Origin of the sequence: Methylicorpusculum sp. (assembly GCF_030651835.1) — a bacterium.
In the GTDB taxonomy this organism is placed as follows: domain Bacteria; phylum Pseudomonadota; class Gammaproteobacteria; order Methylococcales; family Methylomonadaceae; genus Methylicorpusculum.
Genome location: NZ_JAUSBX010000158.1, coordinates 37941 through 59771 on the forward strand (window position 1 = coordinate 37941; position 21831 = coordinate 59771).

Annotated in this window: 21 protein-coding genes; 2 read left to right on the plus strand and 19 right to left on the minus strand. The window is 47.4% G+C overall.

All coding sequences use genetic code 11. The annotated features are described in order from the left end of the window. Positions 1–100 precede the first annotated feature (100 nt). The 15 genes from ureG to Q7V32_RS20665 form a co-directional block, all read right to left on the minus strand. Positions 101–712, minus strand: coding sequence for an urease accessory protein UreG (ureG, locus tag Q7V32_RS20595; RefSeq protein WP_304898838.1), 612 nt, complete (start codon positions 710–712; stop codon positions 101–103). 87 nt (positions 713–799) lie between these two features. Further along, positions 800–1480: an urease accessory protein UreF gene (locus Q7V32_RS20600; protein WP_304898839.1), complete on the minus strand. Its 681-nt coding sequence runs from the start codon at positions 1478–1480 to the stop codon at positions 800–802. Next, positions 1464–1895, minus strand: a complete 432-nt coding sequence (ureE, locus tag Q7V32_RS20605) for an urease accessory protein UreE (protein ID WP_304898840.1) — start codon at positions 1893–1895, stop codon at positions 1464–1466. Before ureE ends, Q7V32_RS20600 begins: the two co-directional genes overlap by 17 nt. 664 nt (positions 1896–2559) lie before the next feature. Continuing rightward, entirely contained in the window at positions 2560–3549 is a 990-nt protein-coding gene (locus tag Q7V32_RS20610; RefSeq protein ID WP_304898841.1) for a HEPN-associated N-terminal domain-containing protein, read from the minus strand. Between the two features lie 737 nt (positions 3550–4286). Next, positions 4287–5990: an urease subunit alpha gene (gene ureC, locus Q7V32_RS20615; protein WP_304898842.1), complete on the minus strand. Its 1704-nt coding sequence runs from the start codon at positions 5988–5990 to the stop codon at positions 4287–4289. Next, on the minus strand, positions 5983–6303 hold the full coding sequence (locus tag Q7V32_RS20620) for an urease subunit beta (protein ID WP_304898843.1): 321 nt from the start codon (positions 6301–6303) through the stop codon (positions 5983–5985). The genes ureC and Q7V32_RS20620 overlap by 8 nt, the downstream gene beginning before the upstream one ends. 12 nt (positions 6304–6315) lie before the next feature. Continuing rightward, entirely contained in the window at positions 6316–6618 is a 303-nt protein-coding gene (gene ureA / locus Q7V32_RS20625) for an urease subunit gamma (protein WP_159652768.1), read from the minus strand. Between the two features lie 107 nt (positions 6619–6725). Beyond that, positions 6726–7589 carry an urease accessory protein UreD gene (locus Q7V32_RS20630; RefSeq protein ID WP_304898844.1) on the minus strand — a complete coding sequence of 288 codons (864 nt, stop codon included), beginning with the start codon at positions 7587–7589 and terminating at the stop codon, positions 6726–6728. Continuing rightward, entirely contained in the window at positions 7582–8169 is a 588-nt protein-coding gene (locus Q7V32_RS20635) for a HupE/UreJ family protein (RefSeq protein ID WP_304898845.1), read from the minus strand. Before Q7V32_RS20635 ends, Q7V32_RS20630 begins: the two co-directional genes overlap by 8 nt. A 534-nt stretch (positions 8170–8703) precedes the next feature. Then, positions 8704–9486, minus strand: a complete 783-nt coding sequence (locus Q7V32_RS20640; RefSeq protein ID WP_304898846.1) for an ABC transporter ATP-binding protein — start codon at positions 9484–9486, stop codon at positions 8704–8706. Further along, positions 9486–10307, minus strand: a complete 822-nt coding sequence (gene urtD / locus Q7V32_RS20645; RefSeq protein ID WP_304898847.1) for an urea ABC transporter ATP-binding protein UrtD — start codon at positions 10305–10307, stop codon at positions 9486–9488. The genes Q7V32_RS20640 and urtD overlap by 1 nt, the downstream gene beginning before the upstream one ends. Continuing rightward, positions 10304–11392, minus strand: coding sequence for an urea ABC transporter permease subunit UrtC (gene urtC, locus Q7V32_RS20650; protein ID WP_304898848.1), 1089 nt, complete (start codon positions 11390–11392; stop codon positions 10304–10306). Before urtC ends, urtD begins: the two co-directional genes overlap by 4 nt. Further along, complete coding sequence (gene urtB, locus Q7V32_RS20655) at positions 11389–13044, minus strand: urea ABC transporter permease subunit UrtB (RefSeq protein WP_304898849.1); 1656 nt, start codon at positions 13042–13044, stop codon at positions 11389–11391. The genes urtC and urtB overlap by 4 nt, the downstream gene beginning before the upstream one ends. 162 nt (positions 13045–13206) lie before the next feature. Then, positions 13207–14466 carry an urea ABC transporter substrate-binding protein gene (gene urtA / locus Q7V32_RS20660; protein ID WP_304898857.1) on the minus strand — a complete coding sequence of 420 codons (1260 nt, stop codon included), beginning with the start codon at positions 14464–14466 and terminating at the stop codon, positions 13207–13209. Between the two features lie 97 nt (positions 14467–14563). Next, entirely contained in the window at positions 14564–15799 is a 1236-nt protein-coding gene (locus tag Q7V32_RS20665) for a hypothetical protein (RefSeq protein ID WP_304898850.1), read from the minus strand. Between the two features lie 317 nt (positions 15800–16116). Here Q7V32_RS20665 and rlmN point away from each other — a divergent pair, with 317 nt between their 5' ends. Beyond that, entirely contained in the window at positions 16117–17187 is a 1071-nt protein-coding gene (rlmN, locus tag Q7V32_RS20670; protein ID WP_304898851.1) for a 23S rRNA (adenine(2503)-C(2))-methyltransferase RlmN, read from the plus strand. Between the two features lie 204 nt (positions 17188–17391). Here rlmN and nifS read toward each other — a convergent pair whose 3' ends face one another. Genes nifS through Q7V32_RS20685 form a run of 3 tightly spaced genes read right to left on the minus strand, consistent with a single transcriptional unit; the run spans position 17392 to position 19877 of the window. Continuing rightward, positions 17392–18600, minus strand: a complete 1209-nt coding sequence (gene nifS, locus Q7V32_RS20675; protein ID WP_304898852.1) for a cysteine desulfurase NifS — start codon at positions 18598–18600, stop codon at positions 17392–17394. Beyond that, positions 18593–19501: a Fe-S cluster assembly protein NifU gene (nifU, locus tag Q7V32_RS20680; RefSeq protein ID WP_304898853.1), complete on the minus strand. Its 909-nt coding sequence runs from the start codon at positions 19499–19501 to the stop codon at positions 18593–18595. The genes nifS and nifU overlap by 8 nt, the downstream gene beginning before the upstream one ends. Before the next feature lie 19 nt (positions 19502–19520). Next, positions 19521–19877, minus strand: coding sequence for an iron-sulfur cluster assembly accessory protein (locus tag Q7V32_RS20685; protein WP_304898854.1), 357 nt, complete (start codon positions 19875–19877; stop codon positions 19521–19523). Between the two features lie 194 nt (positions 19878–20071). Here Q7V32_RS20685 and Q7V32_RS20690 point away from each other — a divergent pair, with 194 nt between their 5' ends. Then, entirely contained in the window at positions 20072–20326 is a 255-nt protein-coding gene (locus tag Q7V32_RS20690; RefSeq protein ID WP_304898855.1) for a nitrogen fixation protein NifZ, read from the plus strand. A gap of 264 nt (positions 20327–20590) precedes the next feature. Here Q7V32_RS20690 and Q7V32_RS20695 read toward each other — a convergent pair whose 3' ends face one another. After that, positions 20591–21442, minus strand: coding sequence for an SIR2 family protein (locus Q7V32_RS20695; protein WP_304898856.1), 852 nt, complete (start codon positions 21440–21442; stop codon positions 20591–20593). Positions 21443–21831 lie beyond the last annotated feature (389 nt).

A 21831-nucleotide genomic window follows, 5' to 3' on the forward strand; every position in this document is an offset into this window, starting at 1 on the left:
AATTGCCGGACGGCAACGGCTTCAGTTCCCCTGATTAAATCTTAATTTATCACCTTATCAGACGAAGATCCCTGCGCTTTAAAGAAGTTACCTTCTCAAATCAGCTCAACATTCCCGCTTTGATAATAAAGGCTTCCACATCTGCCAGGCCATGACCGGTTTTCAGATTGGTAAATACAAAGGGTCGTTCGCCGCGCATTTTTTTCGCATCCCGGTCCATCACTTCCAGCGACGCACCAACATAAGGCGCGAGATCGATTTTGTTGATCACCAATAAATCCGAGCGGGTAATACCCGGCCCGCCTTTACGTGGAATTTTGTCGCCTGCCGACACATCAATGACATAAAGGGTCAGATCGGCCAACTCTGGACTGAATGTCGCACTCAGATTATCGCCACCGCTCTCGACCATCACGAAATCAAGGTTGCCCATGCGTTCGCACAATTCTTCAACAGCAGCCAGATTCATGGAGGCATCTTCGCGGATTGCGGTATGGGGACAACCGCCGGTTTCCACACCCATGATCCGTTCTTCCGGCAAGGCCTGGCTGCGAATTAAAAATTGCTGATCTTCACGCGTGTAAATATCGTTGGTCACGACACCGATCTCAAAGTTATCGCGCATTTTTTTACACAGCGCGTCAACTAACGCCGTTTTACCGGAACCAACCGGACCGCCTATGCCTACTCTTAATACTTGTTTGTCATTCATTTTATGTCTCTCAATAAAACGTTGGATTTAACGGGCGAACGCCCCCGATTCAGCTTAACCAAATCGAGACCGTGCTGTTTAATAATTTCAAGAACGAAATAATCGCGAATATTGCATTTCATGGCGACTGCTGGCCAACGCCAATCCAAATACACTACCGCCAATTTCTTCATCGCTGATGCTGACTACCTGCTGCACCAACACAGGAAGTTGAGCGGATAATTGCATCAGTAATTTTTGACCCGCCACTTGGCCTAGCGGCACCAATTTCACCGCGCAAAGCACTTGATTTTCCAGCCAACCCCACAGATAGCCGGCAATCGCATCGGTTTTGGTGATTTGCCAACGCACTGCCGCCAAGCTGAATAATGTCGCCAGCGTCGCATCGGGCCGCCGCAGCCAGGCTTGTGCTTCGGCTATTTCCAGCTTATCCAGCAAACGGGCCAAAGCTTGACCGGTTTGACGATCTTCACTGCGCAATTCCGCAGTTTCCCGGCAAGCGATCAGCGTCTGACTCCAGTGGTCAACGGCATGTAAGTCATCGTAATGCCAGGCATCGTATAAACGCGCCAAAACAGGCGCATCGACACGGGCCAAAGCCTCGCCAAGCAGACCGTCTAACCAGGCAGCTGCATCATCGGCAGTGACTATCCAGCCGTCGTCAACCGCACTTTCCATACCTTGCGAATAGCTGTACATGCCGATAGGCAAGCCGGGGCTAACCAGCTGCAGCAGCCTGAGCAGCGAAAGATCAGTGCCCGTGACCATGATAAGCCCCGGATTCAGGTTCAAAAGGGAGGGTTACATGTTCAACGGTCAAACCCAAACCGACCAGCATTTGATCGAGTACATGATCGGCCAAAAAACGTAATTCGTTTGGCAGGATTTGCAAGGCAATATGGCGATTACCAAGGTGATAGCAGGCTCTTGCCAACAACAATGGGTCTTCGCATTTAACAACCGACAGTTCTTCGGGTTCCGCATCGACTCGCACTTTAAAGCCTTGCCCGTTGGTCAATATCGCACCATGGCGCAAGGTTTGCCCGCGAGGCAAAAATACGCCAACGTGTCGTCCGCCTTGAGTGACCGCAGGCTGTCTTGATTTTTGGCGCTCGTTGTAAGGAAGGGTCAGGGTATCGTCGGGTTGTTCGTTTGTTGTCGTGGTTTCGGTGAGTTTTAGCATCTTCAATTTTGTAGTTATGTAGGTTGGGTTAGGCGATAGCCGTAACCCAACGGACTCAGACTAAATAATCGCCATCGTTTTTATGGTGTCGCTATCGCGACGGTTGTTTTAATGTCGGTTCTCGGACCGACAGCCGAGGTACTTTCTTTTGCGTCGCCAAAAGAAAGTATCCAAAGAAAAGGCGACCCGGATTCCGCCTTTCTCCTGCGCTTTTACGAAAACCATCCATGGTTTTCGCCCTACGGGCCAGCCTATCGGCTGTTCAAATTTGCTCCCGGCAAATTTGTCGCTTTTGCCGAGGGTTTTCGGAAGGGGCTTCCCAGCCCCTCCGAAAACGAGCGGCATCCCTGCCGCTCCCCTAACGGGCTATCCTCGCCAAAAGCTCCGATGCTCGGGGCGGAATGACGGGAGGTAAACTGTCCTAAATTCAGCAGTAAATCATAAATAATTAGTAACTCTTCCTGCTATTCTAAAAAGGTACGCAATAAGTACTCTACTTGGCTTATTTATTGATTATTAATACTTTGTTGGATTGATCCTTCTTGTTGGTTTTTCAAGTTCAAACAAACTAGTGGCGCTAGGTTTCTCTTTTTCACAAAAACAGTCATTTTCACAAAAAACAAAAAATTACGACTGAATTTTTTCCGATATTTTTTGAGCTTGGTTAAATTAACCCGAGTATTTTTCCATAATTCTCGTCTTTGTGAGCATATCGAAAATGCTCGGTAACAATTTGGGTAGGAACATACTCAATATGTTCATATCCATCTTTACTAATAGGCTTTGTAATATCTGATATAAAACCGTTAATAAAGGTCACCTCTTGGTGGCTGTATCCATGATCTTGAAATAAGCTAGGTGTTATTAAAGGCTTTGAAAAATCGATGAGTGTTATATCGTTTAATAATTTAAATTTGGCAACAGTCGCTGTTTTTCCAATATCATTGTTTGAGTCAAAAGTTTCTTTAATTGCTGTACCAATATCAAAAGCACCATAAAACATTGGAATACCTGCTGGACTCATTCTATTTGAATATTTGGCATACTTTATTTCTGGAGTGCCTAACTCTGTAGCCTTTGTTAGCTTTTTTGATTTGTCATGGATTCTCACTCTATAGAAAAAGGTTCCTTTTTTAATCGTAGTGTAGAGTTCAGTACTTTTGATAACGTTGCTCAACTCTTCTAAAAATTTATGTGGTGAAACTGCATCAGCATAATAATCATCGTTACGTCGGTAGAATACATAGCGTGATTTATGTTTAACAACATCAACAAACTGATTCCAGTCAAAACATAAAGCCTCAGATAATTCAGGCATGTAATACAGTTTTTCACACCATGACCTATCACTTAACGATTCACAGACAGCATCAAATAAATCATTATTATCAGTTAAATCAATACCGTAATCGGCCAATAGTTCTTCAATTCCGAAACTCTTGCCATCATCTTTGTCTACGAGATCATCAAGAGGGTCTCCATATTCATTGCTAATATGTTCAAGAAAGAACTCAATAAAACCTTCAAAAGCTACTATTCGTGTCCGCACAGGAGTGCAAGTTTTCGTGCAATAACTACATTCAGATTCTTCACCTTTTTCTAAAATAAATTCTTTTATATCTTTATCGTTTACACAATGATTACAAACAAACATATTTTGTATTCGATCAAATCAAAAATTATTAAACCCGTAGGATGTGCTGAACGTAGTGAAGCGCATCGATCGCGAACGATGCGCCTCCTTGCGTCGGCAGCATCCTACAACACATTCACAAATCTAACTTGCAAAATCACTAACAGGTTTTCAGCCTGCGACGGGTTTACTCCCGTGATGCCGCCCCGAGCATCGGAGCTTTTGGCGAGAATAGCCCGTAGGGGAGCGGCAGGGATGCCGCTCGTTTTCGGAGGGGCTTGGATGCCCCTTCCGAAAACCCTCGACAAAAGCAAGAAGCGCAGGATTAAGGCGGAATCCGGGTCGCCTTTTCTTTGGGTACTTTCTTTTGGCGACGCAAAAGAAAGTACCTCGGTTGTCGGTCCGAGAACCGACATTAAAACAGACGTCGCGATAGCGACACCATAAAAATAGCTATGTCTGCGTTAAACATTGACAGCACATCATAGCCGTCATTACAGCAGTAATTGCCGAAATCCGGGTCACAAGACTATGAAAGGTCAACGTCATCCATGGACTCTGGACCCCGGTAATCCGTGCCGGGGCGACGCCAACTATCAAAGCGAGCAGTGCTTTAAAAAACCATGACCGTTACGCAAACGACAAACCTTCGCTCCACTCCCCATCTACCCAAACGATGGGCCTCCTGGCGTCGGCACCATCCTACTCATTTAATCTCTACCAATCCCAGCAACGGGTTTACTCCCGTTATTCCGCAATCAAAACAAAAAATACCGTTGCGCCATTGGCAATATATCAACAGGTTCGCAGGTCAACAGCATTCCGTCAGCCCGGACGGAATAGGTTTGAGGATCGACTTCCATCACCGGTTGATAATGATTGTGAATTAAATCTTTTTTACCGATAGTCCGGGTACCCGATACGATGCCGATGATTTTTTTCAGCCTTAAAGCAGTGGCCACATCCGCATCAACGGCCGCTTCCGGCAAGAAGATCATCGATGTGGCTGCCGCAGCATCCCCCAAAGATCCGAACATGGGGCGGTAATGAACCGGTTGCGGTGTCGGGATTGAGGCATTGGGGTCGCCCATGGGCGCCGCCGCAATGAAACCACCTTTTAAAATCAAACTGGGTTTGACACCGAAAAATGCCGGTTGCCAAAGCACCAGATCAGCCAATTTGCCCACTTCTATGGAGCCGACTTCATGCGCAATGCCATGGCTGATCGCCGGATTGATCGTATATTTGGCGATATAACGTTTGATGCGAAAATTATCATTTTTCCCGTTATCTTCGGCCAGACTGCCGCGCTGGGCTTTCATTTTATGCGCAGTCTGCCAGGTACGAATAACCACCTCGCCGACTCGACCCATGGCTTGAGAATCGGATGAAATCATCGAAAACGCGCCCAAATCATGCAGTATATCTTCGGCCGCTATCGTTTCGCGGCGAATGCGCGACTCGGCGAAAGCGACATCTTCAGGAATGCCCGGATCAAGATGGTGACAGACCATCAGCATATCCAAATGCTCATCCACGGTATTAATGGTATAAGGCCGGGTCGGATTGGTCGATGAAGGCAATACATTGCCCTGACCACAAGCTCTGATGATATCCGGCGCATGACCGCCGCCGGCCCCTTCGGTATGATAAGTATGGATAGTCCGGCCTTTGAACGCGGCGAACGTATCCTCGACAAAACCGGATTCGTTTAAGGTGTCGGTATGAATGGCCACCTGAACATCGAAGCGTTCCGCCACTGATAAGCAGCAATCGATAGCCGCAGGGGTGGTCCCCCAATCCTCATGCAGCTTCAAACCCATCACGCCGGCTCGGATCTGTTCTTCCAGCGCGCCGGGCAAGCTGGCATTGCCTTTGCCGAGCAAGCCGAAATTCATCGGCAAACCGTCCAGCGACTGCAGCATGCGGTGAATGTTCCAGGGCCCCGGTGTACAGGTTGTCGCGTTGGTGCCGGTCGCGGGTCCCGTACCACCGCCCAGCATGGTGGTCACACCGGACATCAGCGCTTCTTCGACCTGTTGCGGACATATAAAATGGATATGCGCATCGATACCGCCCGCCGTTAGTATCTGACCCTCTCCAGCGATAATCTCGGTACCGGGTCCGATTATGATATCGACACCATCCTGCACATCGGGATTGCCCGCTTTGCCTATCCCCGCGATACGGCCGTTTTTGACCCCGACATCCGCTTTTATGATGCCCCAATAATCAACAATCAAGGCATTGGTAATCACCAAATCCATCGCTATTGATGAATCAACCTGGCTTTGCCCCATACCGTCACGAATGACTTTGCCGCCGCCGAATTTAACTTCATCCCCATAAATCGTGCGGTCGTCTTCAACTTCCAAAAACAGCCCGGTATCGGCCAGACGAACCTTATCGCCGGTAGTCGGCCCGAACATATCGGCATAGGCCTGACGGCTTATTTTACTCATGACTGTCCTCCAATGCGCCCATGACTTCCTGACGAAATCCGTAGATTCTGCGCAAACCGCCAAAGGCGACGAGCTGAACTTCCCGCTCTTGACCCGGCTCAAAACGGACGGCAGTACCGGCCGGAATATCCAGTCGAAACCCCAGTGCTTTGGCTCTATCAAAAGTCAATGCCGGATTGGTTTCAGAAAAATGATAATGCGAACCGACCTGTATTGGCCGGTCTCCAGTATTGGAGATGATTAATCGGATGGTTTTACGTCCGGCGTTCAGTTCGATATCGCCGTCAGCTGTGATGATTTCACCGGGAATCATGGCGTAACCTATTTATTCAATGGGATTATGGACGGTAACCAATTTGGTTCCGTCCGGAAATGTGGCTTCAACCTGAACATCGGGCAGCATCTCGCAAACCCCTTCCATGACATCATCACGGTTCAGCAGCGTTCTGCCGAATTCCATCAGTTCCGCGACAGTCCGGCCATCTCGCGCACCTTCCATAATGGCGGCGGAAATAAAAGCGACCGTTTCCGGGTAATTGAGTTTCAAGCCCCGCGCCTTTCGGCGTTCGGCTAATAAGGCTGCAGTAAAAATGAGCAGCTTGTCTTTTTCGCGTGGTGTTAATTGCATAGTGATACCTGTCGCTATGGCATGGTTTAATGGTGATTATTTAGGGTAGATGACGACTGATGCTTGCCGACCGAACCTCTTGAACCGGATAAATTTTAAATCCTGACTCAGGTCGCCCAAATGCGTGGAGAGCACACCGATTTTCCGGTAACGTCCGGACGAATCAAAGCCCAAACCCGGTTAAAAAACAATCGTAACAAATCCGCGCGGGCATCCAGGGCTCTGCAAATCAGCATATCATCAATACGGGTAACGCCCCTGTCCGGAGCATCACCGATTAATTCTTGGACATCTGCCAATGCTTGCGCTGAGACAGGACCGGCAACCATAATGCCGCACGCAGACTGGCCATTGAGACCCCATCGGGCAGCAAATGCCTTTGCATCCAGACGTGATCGTTCCAGAAAAAAAGGCTGGTGATCACGAAAAATACGCCACTGCAAATCGGCTTCACCGCTGGTAAAGGCCTCTCTGGCAGCGGGCCGGCCCAATACATTGATTTCCCAGGCAATCACTTTCGCTCCAGGTTCCAGATTGATAGCAATCCCGGAAGACAGCCGCGCGCCTTCATAGATAATGGTTTCCTGCGGCAACCATTCCAGGCAGGCGCCTTTGGCCACTGACAAATTAAATGCCTGCCGGGCAAAATCACCCTCACTGCGGTAAAACTTACCTGCAGCCGGTGTCGTAATGAGGGCATGGCTATCGGCCCGAACATCAACATCAATAGTCAGCCTGTCTCCAGCAACGACACCACCCGGAGGATGCAGTACGTAAACATGGCAAGCATCGCCTTCCGGATAAAAAGGCCGCTGAACCGTTAACGGTCCTTTGTATTTGCGGCCGGTCAACACCGTCCTGTCATTCGTCCGTTCAAAAACAAGTTCTAACTCGGCCTGCCAGCCAGATCCGGATAAGTGCTTGTTTGATGAAGTTACAGGTCCGCCTGATGCGCAGCCAGAATCAAACACCCGCCACCAATAACGTAATGCCGACCGCTGTGTACATCAGACCCAAACCTACTCTGGCAAATTTCAACAAACCGGGGCTTATCAGACCAGTCAGTAATCCCAAGCCGTGTAAAACCGCCGTTGCGATTAAAAAACCCGCCGCATAACCCATCTTGTCGGCTTCAGCACTTATCTCGGCGGCATGAACATAGCCGTGACTCAAAGCGAAAAGTCCGGTTAAAGCAGCCGCCCAAACCAGTTTTATCTGCCAATTGCGCCAAACGATCAAACCACAAGCCAATACCGACAGCGCAATCCAGATTTCAGGATTGATCAAAGGCATACCTGAAAAAGCAAGAAATGCACCTGATGCCATTACCGACAGGAATACCAGCGGCAACACCCACACTGAACGGCCTTGTTGGGAAGCTGCCCACAAGCCAATCGCAAACATCACCAAAAGGTGATCTGCACCGGAAAAAGGATGCCCGAATCCCTGCTCAAAATCATGAACCACACCGAGGCCGGTATGCGCAGATACGGATAAAGGTAAAAGAATCAGCACAGCGAGCGCTGTAGCTTTAGTCAATTTCAATTTCATAGATTCACCTCGTGGATCAAAAACAGGTTAAACAGTGGATGCCGTAGCTGAAAGTTCGGCTGATCAAAACATCCGGCAGGGGTTAGTTTACATCAAGACGCAATTTGATCATCGCTTGAAAGTGATAAAGTTTTAGCTGATTAGCAGCAATGCCCGGCTTCAGCTTTCCTGATTATAAAAATGTTTCAGCGCTAACTATTTGCCCCAAGTCGACTGCGTCATTTCGGCAGGGATTACCGAAATCCAGACCCCATGGATAGCTCGAAGCTCACCCTCCATGGCACTGGATGCCCGTTTCCAGACGGGCATGACGTGCTCATGGATAATGCCATCTAACCTACGCTGAATAATCACACAAACTTAACTAAGGATATCGCTACCAATAACTTCCCCCTTTGAAAAAGGGGGATATCGAGGGGGATTGATTAAAAACGCTCCCCCAGCCTCTCTTTTTCAAAGAGGAGGGATAATCGCACAGTTCGACACAAGCCTAATTCCGGGAAGTTATTTATGACGGAATCCTAAACAAATCCCTCAAACCGTCAAATACCGCTTGACCATGGTTTCATTGAGCTCCCCCATTGCCCCGGTTGCCACTGAACGGCCTCGTTCCATGATGCAAAAACGATCGGCTACTTTTCGGGCAAACGGCAGTTTTTGTTCGACCAGCAATACAGTCACCCCCAATTCCTTGTTGATTTTTGCGATGGCCTGATGCACTTCATCCTTGGGCTTGACATCTGCCACAGTCAAAGGCGAGGCAATTCCTTTAGCCTTGTTTAAACGCATAATCACATCGCCTATTTCACTGACAATATTCGGTTGTATACCCTCGGTCGGTTCATCCAGAATCAGCAAGCGAGGATTAAGCACCAAAGCCCGTCCAATCGCCAATTGCTGCTGTTGACCGCCTGATAAATCGCCACCGCGCCGGTTCAACATTTGTTTCAATACCGGAAATATCTCGAAGATATGGTCTGGTATCGACTTGATCCCCATTTTACGCGCGGCACGGAGTCCGGTCTTCAAATTTTCTTCAACCGTCAACAGCGGAAAAATCTCCCGGCCCTGAGGCACAAAACCGATTCCCATTGCGGCCCGGTGTTCGGCTTTTGCCGACACCAGCGGCTGGCCTTCAAATAGAATCTGACCGGCTTTGACCGGCGTCAATCCCATGATGCATTTAAGCAGTGTGGTTTTACCGACACCATTACGCCCCATCAAACAGACGCAGGCGCCTTGCGGTACATCCAGATTTAAATCCCATAATGTATGGCTTTCGCCATAGTATTGATCTAACGAAGTAATAGTCAGCATCATTCCCCCAAATAAACCTGAATCACGCGCGGATCATTCTGCACTTCATCCATCGTGCCTTCCGTCAACACGGAGCCTTCATGCAATACCGTCACTTTATTGGCAATTGATCGGACAAATTCCATATCATGCTCCACGACCACAATCGAGCGCTCCCCTTTCAGTGACGATAACAGCTCAGCCGTCCTGTCGATTTCCTGATGCGTCATACCGGCCACCGGTTCATCGACCAGCATGACTTTAGGTTCCTGCATCAACAACATGCCGATTTCCAGCCATTGTTTCTGTCCATGCGAAAGCGCCCCGGCCCGTTGCCGGTTAAGTTCCGACAAGCCTATCGTTTTAAGTACATGGTCAATTTTATCCAGCTCTTCCGAATTGAGGCGATAAAGCAGCGTTGACCACACTTTTTTATTGGCTTTCAGCGCCAATTCGAGATTTTCGAACACACTCAGCTGTTCAAAGACACTGGGTTTTTGAAATTTACGGCAGATGCCCGCTTCAGCAATAGATGCTTCATCCATTTTCAACAAATCGATCGTTTGCCCAAAAAAGACGGCACCGGTGTCCGGGCGGGTCTTGCCGGTAATCACATCCATCAAGGTGGTCTTCCCTGCTCCGTTCGGTCCGATCAGACAGCGCAACTCGCCATCATCAATATACAATGACAGTTTATTCAGCGCTCTGAAGCCGTCGAAACTGACACTGACATCTTCCAGATACAGAATGGGACCGTGCGTAGTATCGATTTCGCCTTCATAGAAAGGACGCCCGACTTTGACTGACTCGTCATTAGCGGGCTCAAGAGTAATATCAATCATGCCTCAGCCTCCCGCCGTTTCCGCAATAACCCGGCAATGCCATCGGGCAACAATACGGTTACCAGAATAAATGCCGCCCCCAAACTGAACAGCCAGATTTCCGGCATCAAGCCGGTCAACACGGTTTTGCTGAAATTCACCAGTACTGCACCGATAATGGCGCCGTATAATGAACCACGGCCACCCATAGCAACCCAGACAACAATTTCCAACGAATTTAACGGTGAAAACTCACTGGGGTTGATGATCCCGACCTGAGGCACATACAAAGCGCCGGCAATTCCGGCCAGCATGGCAGAAAACACGAATAGCCACAGTTTGAACATTTCAACTCGATAGCCCAAAAAGCGAACCCTGGACTCCTGATCACGAATCGCTGTCACGACCCGACCCAACTTGGTATTGACCAGCCAGCGACTGAACAGAAACGCTGCGATCAGAATCGATCCGGACAGAAACAGCAAGGTGAGCCTAACCGCTTCCGATTGAATATTAAAACCCAGAATGTCTTTGAAATCGGTCAGTCCATTGTTGCCGCCAAAGCCCATTTCATTGCGGAAAAAAGCCAGCATCAGTGCGTAAGTCAACGCTTGGGTAATAATGGAAAGATAAACCCCGGTTACCCGTGAGCGAAAAGCCAGCCAACCGAAAACAAAAGCCAGCAAACCCGGCACCAGCATGACCATCAGCATGGCAAACCAGAAGTGATCAAAACCGAACCAGTACCAGGGTAATTCCTTCCAATTCAAAAACACCATAAAATCAGGCAACAGCGGGTCAGCATAAACACCCCGGGTACCGATTTGACGCATCAAATACATACCCATGGCATAACCGCCCAACGCGAAAAATGCACCTTGCCCCAAAACTAAAATACCGCAATAACCCCAGACCAGATCCAGCGATAAGCCCACCAGTGCAAAAGTCAGGTATTTGCCCAGCAATGAGACGGTATAGGCTGAAAAATGCAGCGGTGAATCGACCGGAAAAATCAAATTGAATAAGGGTACGATTAAAGTCACCCCGGCAATCAGAGCAAGGACCACCGCACCGGTTTTGTCATGACTGAATAACAGCGATTTCATTTGGCCTCCACTGCGCGTCCTTTCTGCGGAAATAAACCGCTGGGACGTTTTTGTATGAACAGAATGATAAAGACCAGCACCAGAATTTTGGCCAATACGGCTCCTGCGTAAGGCTCAAGAATTTTGTTGGCAATTCCCAGTGAGAAACCGGCAACCAGCGTGCCCCATAGATTACCGACCCCACCGAACACCACGACCATAAAAGAGTCGACGATATAGGCCTGTCCCAAATTGGGCCCGACATTGGTAATCTGACTCAACGCAACACCGGCAACACCGGCAATTCCGGAACCCAAACCAAACGTCATTGCATCGACCTTATCGGTAGGAATTCCCATCACCTTGGCCATACCTCGATTCTGCGCAACCGCACGCACTTCCAGACCCAATCGGGTGCGTTTCAGAATCTGCAGCAACAGAACGAAAACCATCAAACAAAACACCAAAATATAAAAGCGGTTCCAGGTCAGTGACAGAAAATCGTTAATTTGTAATGAACCGCTCATCCATTCGGGCGTCGTAACACTGCGATTCAAAGGCGAAAATATCGAGCGCACCGTTTGCTGTAAGAATAAGCTGACGCCAAACGTGGCAAGCAGCGTTTCTAAAGGACGGCCGTATAAAAACCGGATAATCCCGCGCTCAATTGCAATGCCTACCAAACCTGATATCAAAAAAGCGGCGGGAATGGCCATTACAATCGATAAACCCAAATGATCGGGCATCATTTGCTGAATGACGTAGGTGGTATAAGCACCCAGCATCATCAATTCGCCGTGAGCCATATTGATGACGCCCATAACCCCAAAAGTAATCGCCAATCCGATGGCAGCCAGCACAAGCACCGCGCCGAGACTCAAACCAAAAAACAGCGTTTCCAGGATGCTGTAAAACTGAATCCGGGCATTGATTTCAGACAAGATCAGTTTGGCTTGTTTTCTGACATCCGCATCCGTTTCCAGGTATTGACCGGCACTGTCTTTTTCCATTAGGACATTCAGGCGATTGACGACTTCCTGATTGTTAAAATCCTTAAGCGTGACTAAAGCCGTCAAACGAATGGCTTTGTCTTCGCTCTTTAAATCCTTCAACGCAAAAATCATTTGCATCGCTTCAAGAACCGCTTCATCGCGTTCTGTTGTTTCCAGCTGCCTGAGCAAAGCCAAGGTATTGTCGTCGGTTGCCTTGATCAAACCATTGACCGCAGCCAACCTGACGGTAGCATCTTCAGACTTCAATTCAAGCTGTCCAATCAATTTACGGAGTTTGACTCGAATCGTGTTGGTCAGATTTATCTTGTTCACATCGGAACGGGGTTTATTGCCCAGATCTTCCCCAGTGATCGCATCAATAAGCTGATAGCCCTCACTGTTTTCAGCGGCAATGACCAGTTGTTCGTTACTGGCAACCTGATACAACTTACCGTTGAGCAGAGCCTGCAAAACAGTCAAGGTTCTAGGATGATTCACCTCACCCAGCTGCTCCAAGGCCTGTTCTCTATCTGGCATAGCCCCTTGTTTCAAGCGATTTAAACTGTCCAGCAAGGTAACCTGAGGGTTCATTTCCTGGCTATAAGCCTGACCTGCCCATAGCCAAACAAGCAGCGCCACAGCAAAGCACCTGTTAAATCGTTTCAGTGAATTCGCTTTCATAATTTCTCCAAAATTGCTTACCGGCAGGCGTGAGAGATGGTTCATCAATAGTGCGGCATTTCCGCCATCCCTGGCGGTCAAAGTGAAAGTTGGGTTTTGGCTTTAGCCATAACCCAACATTTTGTAGACATGACTGGTTAAGATTAACCTTTCAAGAATCGATCAATAATTCTGTCCTGAGCATTTCTTGGTTTCAGTATTGAAATTTCCGCAACTGATAGGCGCAGTCCAGTCGGCAATAATCGGTTTGCTTTCCGGCAGGAAATCCGACCAAGCGTCACCGTCAACAAGTTTGTTGGTTTGCCATACAGTCAGGAATTGCCCGTCTTCCTGAATTTCGCCGATCAATACCGGTTTGCTGATGTGGTGATTCGGCAGCATTTTGGACATACCGCCGGTAAGATTTGGATATTCAATACCGATAATGGCTTTTTGAACGGCTTCAGGATCAGTGGTACCGGCTTTCTCTACTGCCTTAACCCACATGTTGAAACCGATGTAATGCGCTTCCATTGGGTCATTAGTCACCCGTTTAGGATTCTTGATATAGTCCTTCCATTGTTGGATAAAGGCCGCGTTTTTGGTGGTATCAACACTCATAAAGTAGTTCCATGCAGCCAGATGCCCAACCAACGGCTTGGTATCAATCCCTGATAATTCTTCTTCACCTACCGAAAATGCAACCACCGGAATATCTTCAGCAGAAATGCCCTGGTTTCCCAATTCTTTGTAAAAAGGAATGTTGGCGTCGCCATTGATGGTTGAAACGACAGCCGTCTTTTTACCGGCCGAACCGAATTTCTTGATATCGGCAACGATGCTTTGCCAATCCGAATGACCAAACGGCGTGTAGTTGATCATGATGTCTTTTTCATCAACGCCTTTGGCTTTCAGGTAGGCTTCCAGAATTTTGTTCGTGGTGCGTGGATAAACATAATCGGTTCCGGCGAGCACCCAACGCTCGGCTTTGAGATCATTCATCAAATAATCAACAGCTGGAATCGCTTGCTGGTTAGGCGCAGCACCGGTATAAAACACGTTTTTCGATGACTCTTCACCTTCGTACTGAACCGGATAGAACAACACACCGTTTAACTCTTCGATAACCGGCAATACCGATTTACGAGAAACCGATGTCCAGCAGCCGAAAATGGCGGCGACCTTATCCTTAGTCAATAACTCCCTGGCTTTTTCAGCAAACAAAGGCCAGTTAGAAGCAGGATCGACGACGACCGGCTCCAATTTTTTTCCCAGCAAACCGCCTTTTTTGTTTTGTTCATCAATCAACATCAGCATGGTGTCTTTCAGCGTGGTCTCGCTGATGGCCATTGTGCCGGATAAGGAATGTAACACACCGACCTTGATGGTTTCTTCAGCAACCGCGGCCCCGGCACCTGTCAGTAAAGTGACCACAATGCCCATTTGCGTCAATGTGCGTAAAGATATATCAATTATCTTCATAGAAAGCTCCGATTAGGAATAGAGAAAAATAAGAAATGCAGCTGAGTCAGCAACTCGCCTAGATTTGGTATTGGAAACCTAAAAGAAAGGTATTGACTTGATCGCCGGTTGCTGTATCTGTGTAATTAAGTCCTTTCGTCGTTAGGTCGCCATATTGCCAGCTCAAACCGATACGAGCGTTATGTCCATCGATAACATAGTTCACCCCTGCCTCGTACATATCTCGATCTGGGCTGTTGATCGGATCGACATTGACATAACGAACGAAGGGTTGGAATTGACCGATGCCGATCTTTTGCGGAAAGAGATACATGCCGCTCATATCGTAGGCATTACCTTCGAACATTGCGAAACCACCACCGGCTTTACGACTAGCCATACTGAATCCTTTGATTCCGTAGTTCTTGTATTCGCCGTTCAGCGTAATGACACCGCCATTGCCTAATACTTTTTCAAGCAATAAATCGATGGACGTACCCCTAAAATTACCGGCATCGCCCTCAATACCCGCACCGTCTTCTTGATATTGATTGGAAACCGCCAATGTCAGAATGTCACCGCCTTTACCGTAATAGGTGCCCGAGGTGTAGTAACCAGGGTTTTTTTCAACTTCCCAGAAATTGAAAGCCAAGCGTTGTGCATACAGTAAATTGTCATCCTTGTTCGCACCGCCCCTTAATCCTTGAAAAATACCTAAAGCATACTGGATGCGACCGTCCCAGGCCGAACCCCAAAATGTAGCACCATCATCCCGTCCAAAGGATCCGGCCGAGGTCCCGTCATTCTGTATCTTTACATTGAAATCGGCCGGCTCGAACGGAGTGCCGCTGATACGGTCGCCGGTGACATAGATGCTGTGTACGGCACTATAAAAAGGACCATTCATTTCGCGTCGTTCGGCAGGAACTAACATCCGTCCGACCCACAAATTCGCCATCGGATGTACCTCGAATTTACCTATTGCGTCCAATAAGCGAAGCTCGCCCCCTGAGTTACAGGTCTGACATTCCGAGTTGATTTCGAGTTTGATGTACTCATGTATCTGTGCGTTGACATACAAACGCATATTGTCAACGAAGAAATCGTTCGACCACTTCCCATCCGCAACCGACTCAACCGAGGTAAAACTGGTCCTTAAACCGGCACCCAGACTTAGCCATTTGGTATCATCGATTTTAAAAGTCGCACCCGCGAGGGATACGGACGAATATCCTGCAACAGCAGCAGTCAGTAGAACAGACGGCCAAAAACTGCGAAATTGTTTGTGTGCTTTATGCTCGTATAAACCACTCATGGTAAGCCCCCAAAATAATAAGCTCGGTTGTTGAATCCACATCGAAACGATGCAAACAAAGCCATAAACGCTCGGCTGATGAGGATTATTTGAGGACAGGGGAATTTACACAATGCGTCAAATAACTCATCAGTTAAATGACGTATTGGCTTAAAATGCGTTTGATTTTAAAGTCGAAGGATTTGCATCTGCTCACTCCTGCCCATTTTATTGGGTGCAGGTGCTTGATTTAAAAGGACGCATGAATACATACCTGTTGCAGAAGCCTTTTGAGCTCATTAGTATTGGTAAACATTGGTATTACCAGGAGAAATTTTTTGAAACAATCTTTTTATGACCTAAATTATTCTGATTTAGAGGCGGTTATAAATCAGAATAATTTAAACCGCTCGGCAGCGGCTGTTCTTTTTAATTGGCATTATAAGAAAAAAGAAAATGCGCAATGCTCTGATAAAATCGCCAAATGCTCATTGGCCTTTTTTGAAACTAATTTCGACTTTTCCCTACCCGAAATCGATACGGTTCATGAATCAAAAAATGATCGGACAGTAAAATTTCTTTTTAAGCTTAAAGACAATCATAAAGTCGAAACCGTCCTTATTCCGTTTCATAATAAATATTCTATTTGTCTTTCATCGCAGGTTGGCTGTGCAATGAATTGTTCTTTTTGTTTTACCGGCGAACAAGGGCTTAAAAGAAATTTGACTACCAGTGAAATTGTTGGCCAGTTTCTTGAGGCTTGGCGTTGGTTAGCAACCAACAGGCCTGGAGAAGAACGGATTTTAAATATTGTTTTTATGGGACAAGGTGAACCTCTACATAACTTTGATGCGGTTAAAAAAGCGTGTGAAATTTTTTTATCACAACACGGAACTTCAATTGGGGTTCAAAAAATTACTATTTCAACGGCCGGCTATATTCCCGGACTTAAACGATGGAGTCATGAAATTCCTGGCGTTAATCTTGCCCTATCCCTTCATTCGCCCTTTGAACAAAAGAGAAATGAACTTATACCCATTAATAAAAAATATCCACTAGATGAGGTATTGACCTATATCGACAAGATACCTTTAAATAAAAAGCAATTTATTACGTATGAATATATTCTGATAAAAGATTTTAATGATTCGCCCGATGATGCTAAAGAATTGGGAACGATACTGGCGGGTAAAAGTGCTTATATAAACTTAATTCCTTTTAACGCATTCCCAGGATCACATTATAAGTGTCCGGATGTGGATAAAATCGAAAAGTTTAAAGAAGTTTTAGATACCTTCAAAATACCGACTTTAATAAGAAGTGCAAAAGGCGATGATGTATTAGCAGCATGTGGACAACTCAACTCTACAACTAAACAGCCACCTGTTATAGCAGGTGGGTTTGAATAAGAGACTGAACCGGGTAAGCGTCGACTGAAAGACGCGTCGTTGGACGGCAAAAGAACAAATAGATTAAACCAAAAGCCTTTGAAAAGGTTAAAGCTAAAGTTGACCGATCGAAGCGGTTGGCGATAGCCAACTCAACATTTCAAGCCATGGCGTCAAGTGTTGGGTTGCGAAAAACATGCAACCCAACTTACGCTGAATGCTTAATCAAGCATAAACCGGTTGAAAGGCCTGCTCGGGATTGGCGACGGGACCGTTGCCGTCCCAATAAGGCGACAGTTTTCTTAACGTGGCCGCAATACCCGGCATGACTTTCAATACTTCGTCGACTTCGCTCATCGTGTTGTAACGGGAAAACGAGAATCTGATCGTTCCATGGGCAGCTGTATAGGGAATCTGCATGGCCCGCATTACATGCGACGGCTCCAAAGACCCAGAGGTACAGGCTGAACCGCTGGATGCAGCAATACCGGCTTTATTCAGCAGCATCAATATCGATTCACCTTCTATATATTCAAACGCAATATCGGTGGTATTTGGCAAACGATTTTCCAAATCACCGGTAATAAAGCAATGCGGAATCTGCTCGACAATGCCCTGCTCCAGGCGATCGCGCATCGCTTTAACCTGGATGTTTTCATATTCCATAAATTCCAGCGCCAGTTCGCAGGCTTTTCCCAAACCGACGATAGACGCCGAGTTTTCGGTGCCGGCCCGGCGTCCGCGTTCCTGATGCCCGCCGCGAAGCATTGGACGGTAACGCGTCCCTCTGCGTAAATACAGCACGCCAATGCCTTTGGGTGCATGCAATTTATGTCCGGAGATCGACAGCATGTCAATCTTGGTATCTTTTAACATCATCGGTATTTTGCCGACTGCCTGCACGGCATCGGTATGAAACATCACACCGGCCTCATTCGCCATTTCAGCCATTTCGACCACCGGAAAAATTGTTCCGGTTTCGTTGTTCGCCCACATTACCGACACAATCGCGACCTGATCGGACAGTAATTTTTTGTACGCTTCAAGATTAAGTCGTCCGCATTTGTCCACCGGTAAACGATGAATCGTATAACCTTCTTTCTCCAGATGTTCACACAGGTTCAAAATCGCCGGATGTTCAACCATCGTAGTGATGATTTCTTTTTTATTCGGCTGGGCTTTGATCGCCGACAGAATCGCCGTAGAGTCGGATTCGGTTCCGCAAGAGGTGAAGATGATTTCAGAATCGTGTTCAGCACCGATCAGTTGTTGGACCTGACTGCGGGCATGCTTTATTCCTCTGGCAACGCCATCGGCAAATTTATGGATCGATGAAGGATTGCCGAATTGTTCGGTAAAATACGGAATCATGACATCAACCACCGCACTGTCCACTTTGGTCGTGGCATTGTTATCCAGATAGATATCAGGCATGACTGGCCTCCTGTATCGTCACCAGTTTAGGCATTTGCGAGGCAGGCACTACCTTGATAAATTCACCCAGCACTTCCATCAACCGCTGCTGTATACCGGCAATGGTCATGGCGGCCATCTGGCAACCGTTGCAGGCTCCGGTCATATTGACGTAAGCCGTGTTTTCGACCACCTCCACCAACTCCACATCGCCACCGTCTGCCATCAATTGCGGTCTTAATGAATCCAGTACCGCTTCAATTTTTTTGATCCGCTGCAAGTTGGTCAATGGTTTTTTCTCGGCGACAACCGGCGTCTCGATGGGCGCCGCATCCGGATTGAAACTTTCACCGCGTTCTTTCAAAACCCGCTCGAGAATATTTTCTATATCTTCATGACACGCTGCACAACCGCCGCCCGCCTTGGTAAAATTGGTAACATCCTCGACCGTGCGAAGTTTATTGGCCCAGACCATTTCTTCAATCATGACGGCATCGATCGCAAAACATTTACAGATTAACGCGCCCTCTTCATGGTCGTCTTTCCATTCTTCTCCGCGATAATTGGCAACAGCGGCCTGCAATGCTTCGCGGCCCATTACCGAACAATGCATTTTTTCAGGCGGTAAACCATCCAGTTCCTGGGCGATATCCTGATTGCTGACTTTAAGCGCATCATCCAGGGTCATGCCTTTAATAATTTCAGTCAATACCGATGAAGAAGCAATCGCTGAACCGCAACCGAAGGTTTGAAATCCCGCTTCCTCAATCACTTCAGTATCTTCATTGACTTTTAATGTCAATCTCAATGCATCGCCGCAACTGATAGAGCCCACTTCCCCGATAGCATTCGCCCCGGCAACCGCACCGGCATTTTTTGGATTAAAAAAATGATCTTTAACTTTTTCTGAATAATCCCACATGGCTATTTCCTCGGTATCTTTAAGAACAGGTTTTTGTGGGTGCGCCGTTATCGGTGGTCGTAAACGACGAACCACACGCACAGCTTTTCACCGCATTGGGATTGGTAAATTTAAAACCGGAGCCATCAAGACTGTCGATAAAGTCGATAGACATGCCGTCCAGCATGGGCAAGCTGACTGGATCGATCAACACTTTAACTTCCCCGCAATCGATTTCGGTATCGCCTTCATTTTTTTGTGATTCGAGTTTAAGCCCGTATTGCATCCCCGAACATCCGCCATCGCTGACCTCGATACGCAATCCTGCCGAGGGTTTATCGGAACTACTAATAAATCGGCCGACTGCCTTTATGGCGTTTTCAGTTAATGTAATCATCGTAAATCTCCAGGAAAGTTTGGCATTGATTTTGTAGTTATCCTAAGCAACGCCCATGCCAGACAGTTAAGCCACTCGTAAGTCACTGATAGTAGGCATTAAGTACTATCGCTTGGAGATGGCGGGCGGGGCTGTTTAACAACAATCGAAATCTTTATGTAGTATTTGCTACAAAATCCAACCGGGAGACCCATGTGAACATAAATGACCTGGATATAGGCGATGTCGTCTACGCCGCAAAAGACATCACCGACGACGGCTCCATGCCGGAAAGCACTGAAGGCGAAACGCTGGCCTATGCCGGCGCCAGAGGCGTTATAGTCATGAAAGGCCATATCGAAGAAACACCCGAAAGCCATGTGTTTTTGGTACGTTTTGAGGATGAAACCCTGACTTTGGGCAGGCCGATAGGCTGTTGGGAGGAAGATTTAATGAGTGAGGCGGGTTAAGTTGTGAATGCTTTGTTACGCTGCTTAAGTCTCAGTTTTAGAATTTAACATTGTGCTGGTTGGGTTAGCTCACAGAGTCTAACCCAACCAATATTGATTAAGATATACCCATCATAGATCGAAATTCGGCACCGGGGTGCCCGTCAAAGGACGCCGTAAATACATCCATGTAGGCTCTATGCCAGCATCCATGCTGGCAAAGCCTTTGCCGAACAACCCGTTGCCTCCTTAGGCACTGCCGAAAGTTGAAGTGCGAAAGATATATCAAGCCGCATTTTCGGCCAGGGTATATTCCAGAAAATCAGCGCAATCGGCGGCTATGATTTCAAACCCCAGGCGTTTGCAATAGCGAATTTCTTTGTCTGTGGGATTTTTGCGTAAGACCCAACCTTTGGGTTCGGCGGCCGAATAAACGATATCGCTCATCACCATCCGTTCTGAATCGCGATTTAACGGCAGGCCCATCAATAAATATTTTTTACCGATGCGGTATTCTTTTAAAAAATCAGGAATCGCAAATCCCCCCATCAATTCGGTAATGTAATCGACATAATCGGCATCAGAGGCAATGTAGTTGGAAATTGGCCGCGGCGTTCCCATCGGTTTGAATAATACCGGCAGGTTTTTATTGACGGCGGTTTGTTCGATTTCCGCATACTCACTGCCGTTATAATGAAAAATCCTGAATCGGTATTGAGCTGCCGTGATGCGAGCCACACCGACGATCAAGGTATGCTCTGTATCCGAGTAGCTATCCTGCAATTGAGTATCCCGATTGACATCGACCACATAATGAGGCCGCCAGTCTGCGATCCAGTCATGCACTGAAGCTCTTCCCCACTGGCCTTCCGCGTAGACTTTATCCAGAAAATTGGTAACGTAATTACGGCCGCGTTTTAACTCGCGGTTCATCGCCGCTCTAGGAAACTCATACATCAACTTGGGCGCCATCGGCTGCCCGTCATTCATCGCCAGAATCAGACTGTTACTGTCGGCTGGAATCGGTTCACCCGTGGTTTTATGCTTGGAATCGAACAATACGCCAGGCCCTAGATAAGGCACGACTTTATTCTCGTAAAGGCCGTTTAAAATTTCTGAAAATACATTGTTAGTCATGGTGAGCTCCCGCTTGAATGGTTATTTATCAGCACTGAGCAATTTTTAAACCAATCCTGATAGATCGGCCTGGATAGGGCATTAAACGGGGCGTGTGCAATAAATGCAGCCCTATCTGAACATCACCTTTACGACATAACAGCAAGGAATGTGTGGTTTAGTACAAACGTGACTTAAGTGCGGGACTGGATATACAGCGCTCTTTGACACGCCTATGCCTAAGCCTAAGCCTGAAAATACAGAACGTTAGTTAAATCACCCCCGGCAAAGCCGGGGGCTTATATCTGTTAGCCCCTCAAAGGGGCATGTTCATGAACCGCCTAAAGGCGGATTTGCTTGCCCAAAGAGCGTTAGTTGCTCGTAACGTTCTTCTTCACGCTCTTGCTCGC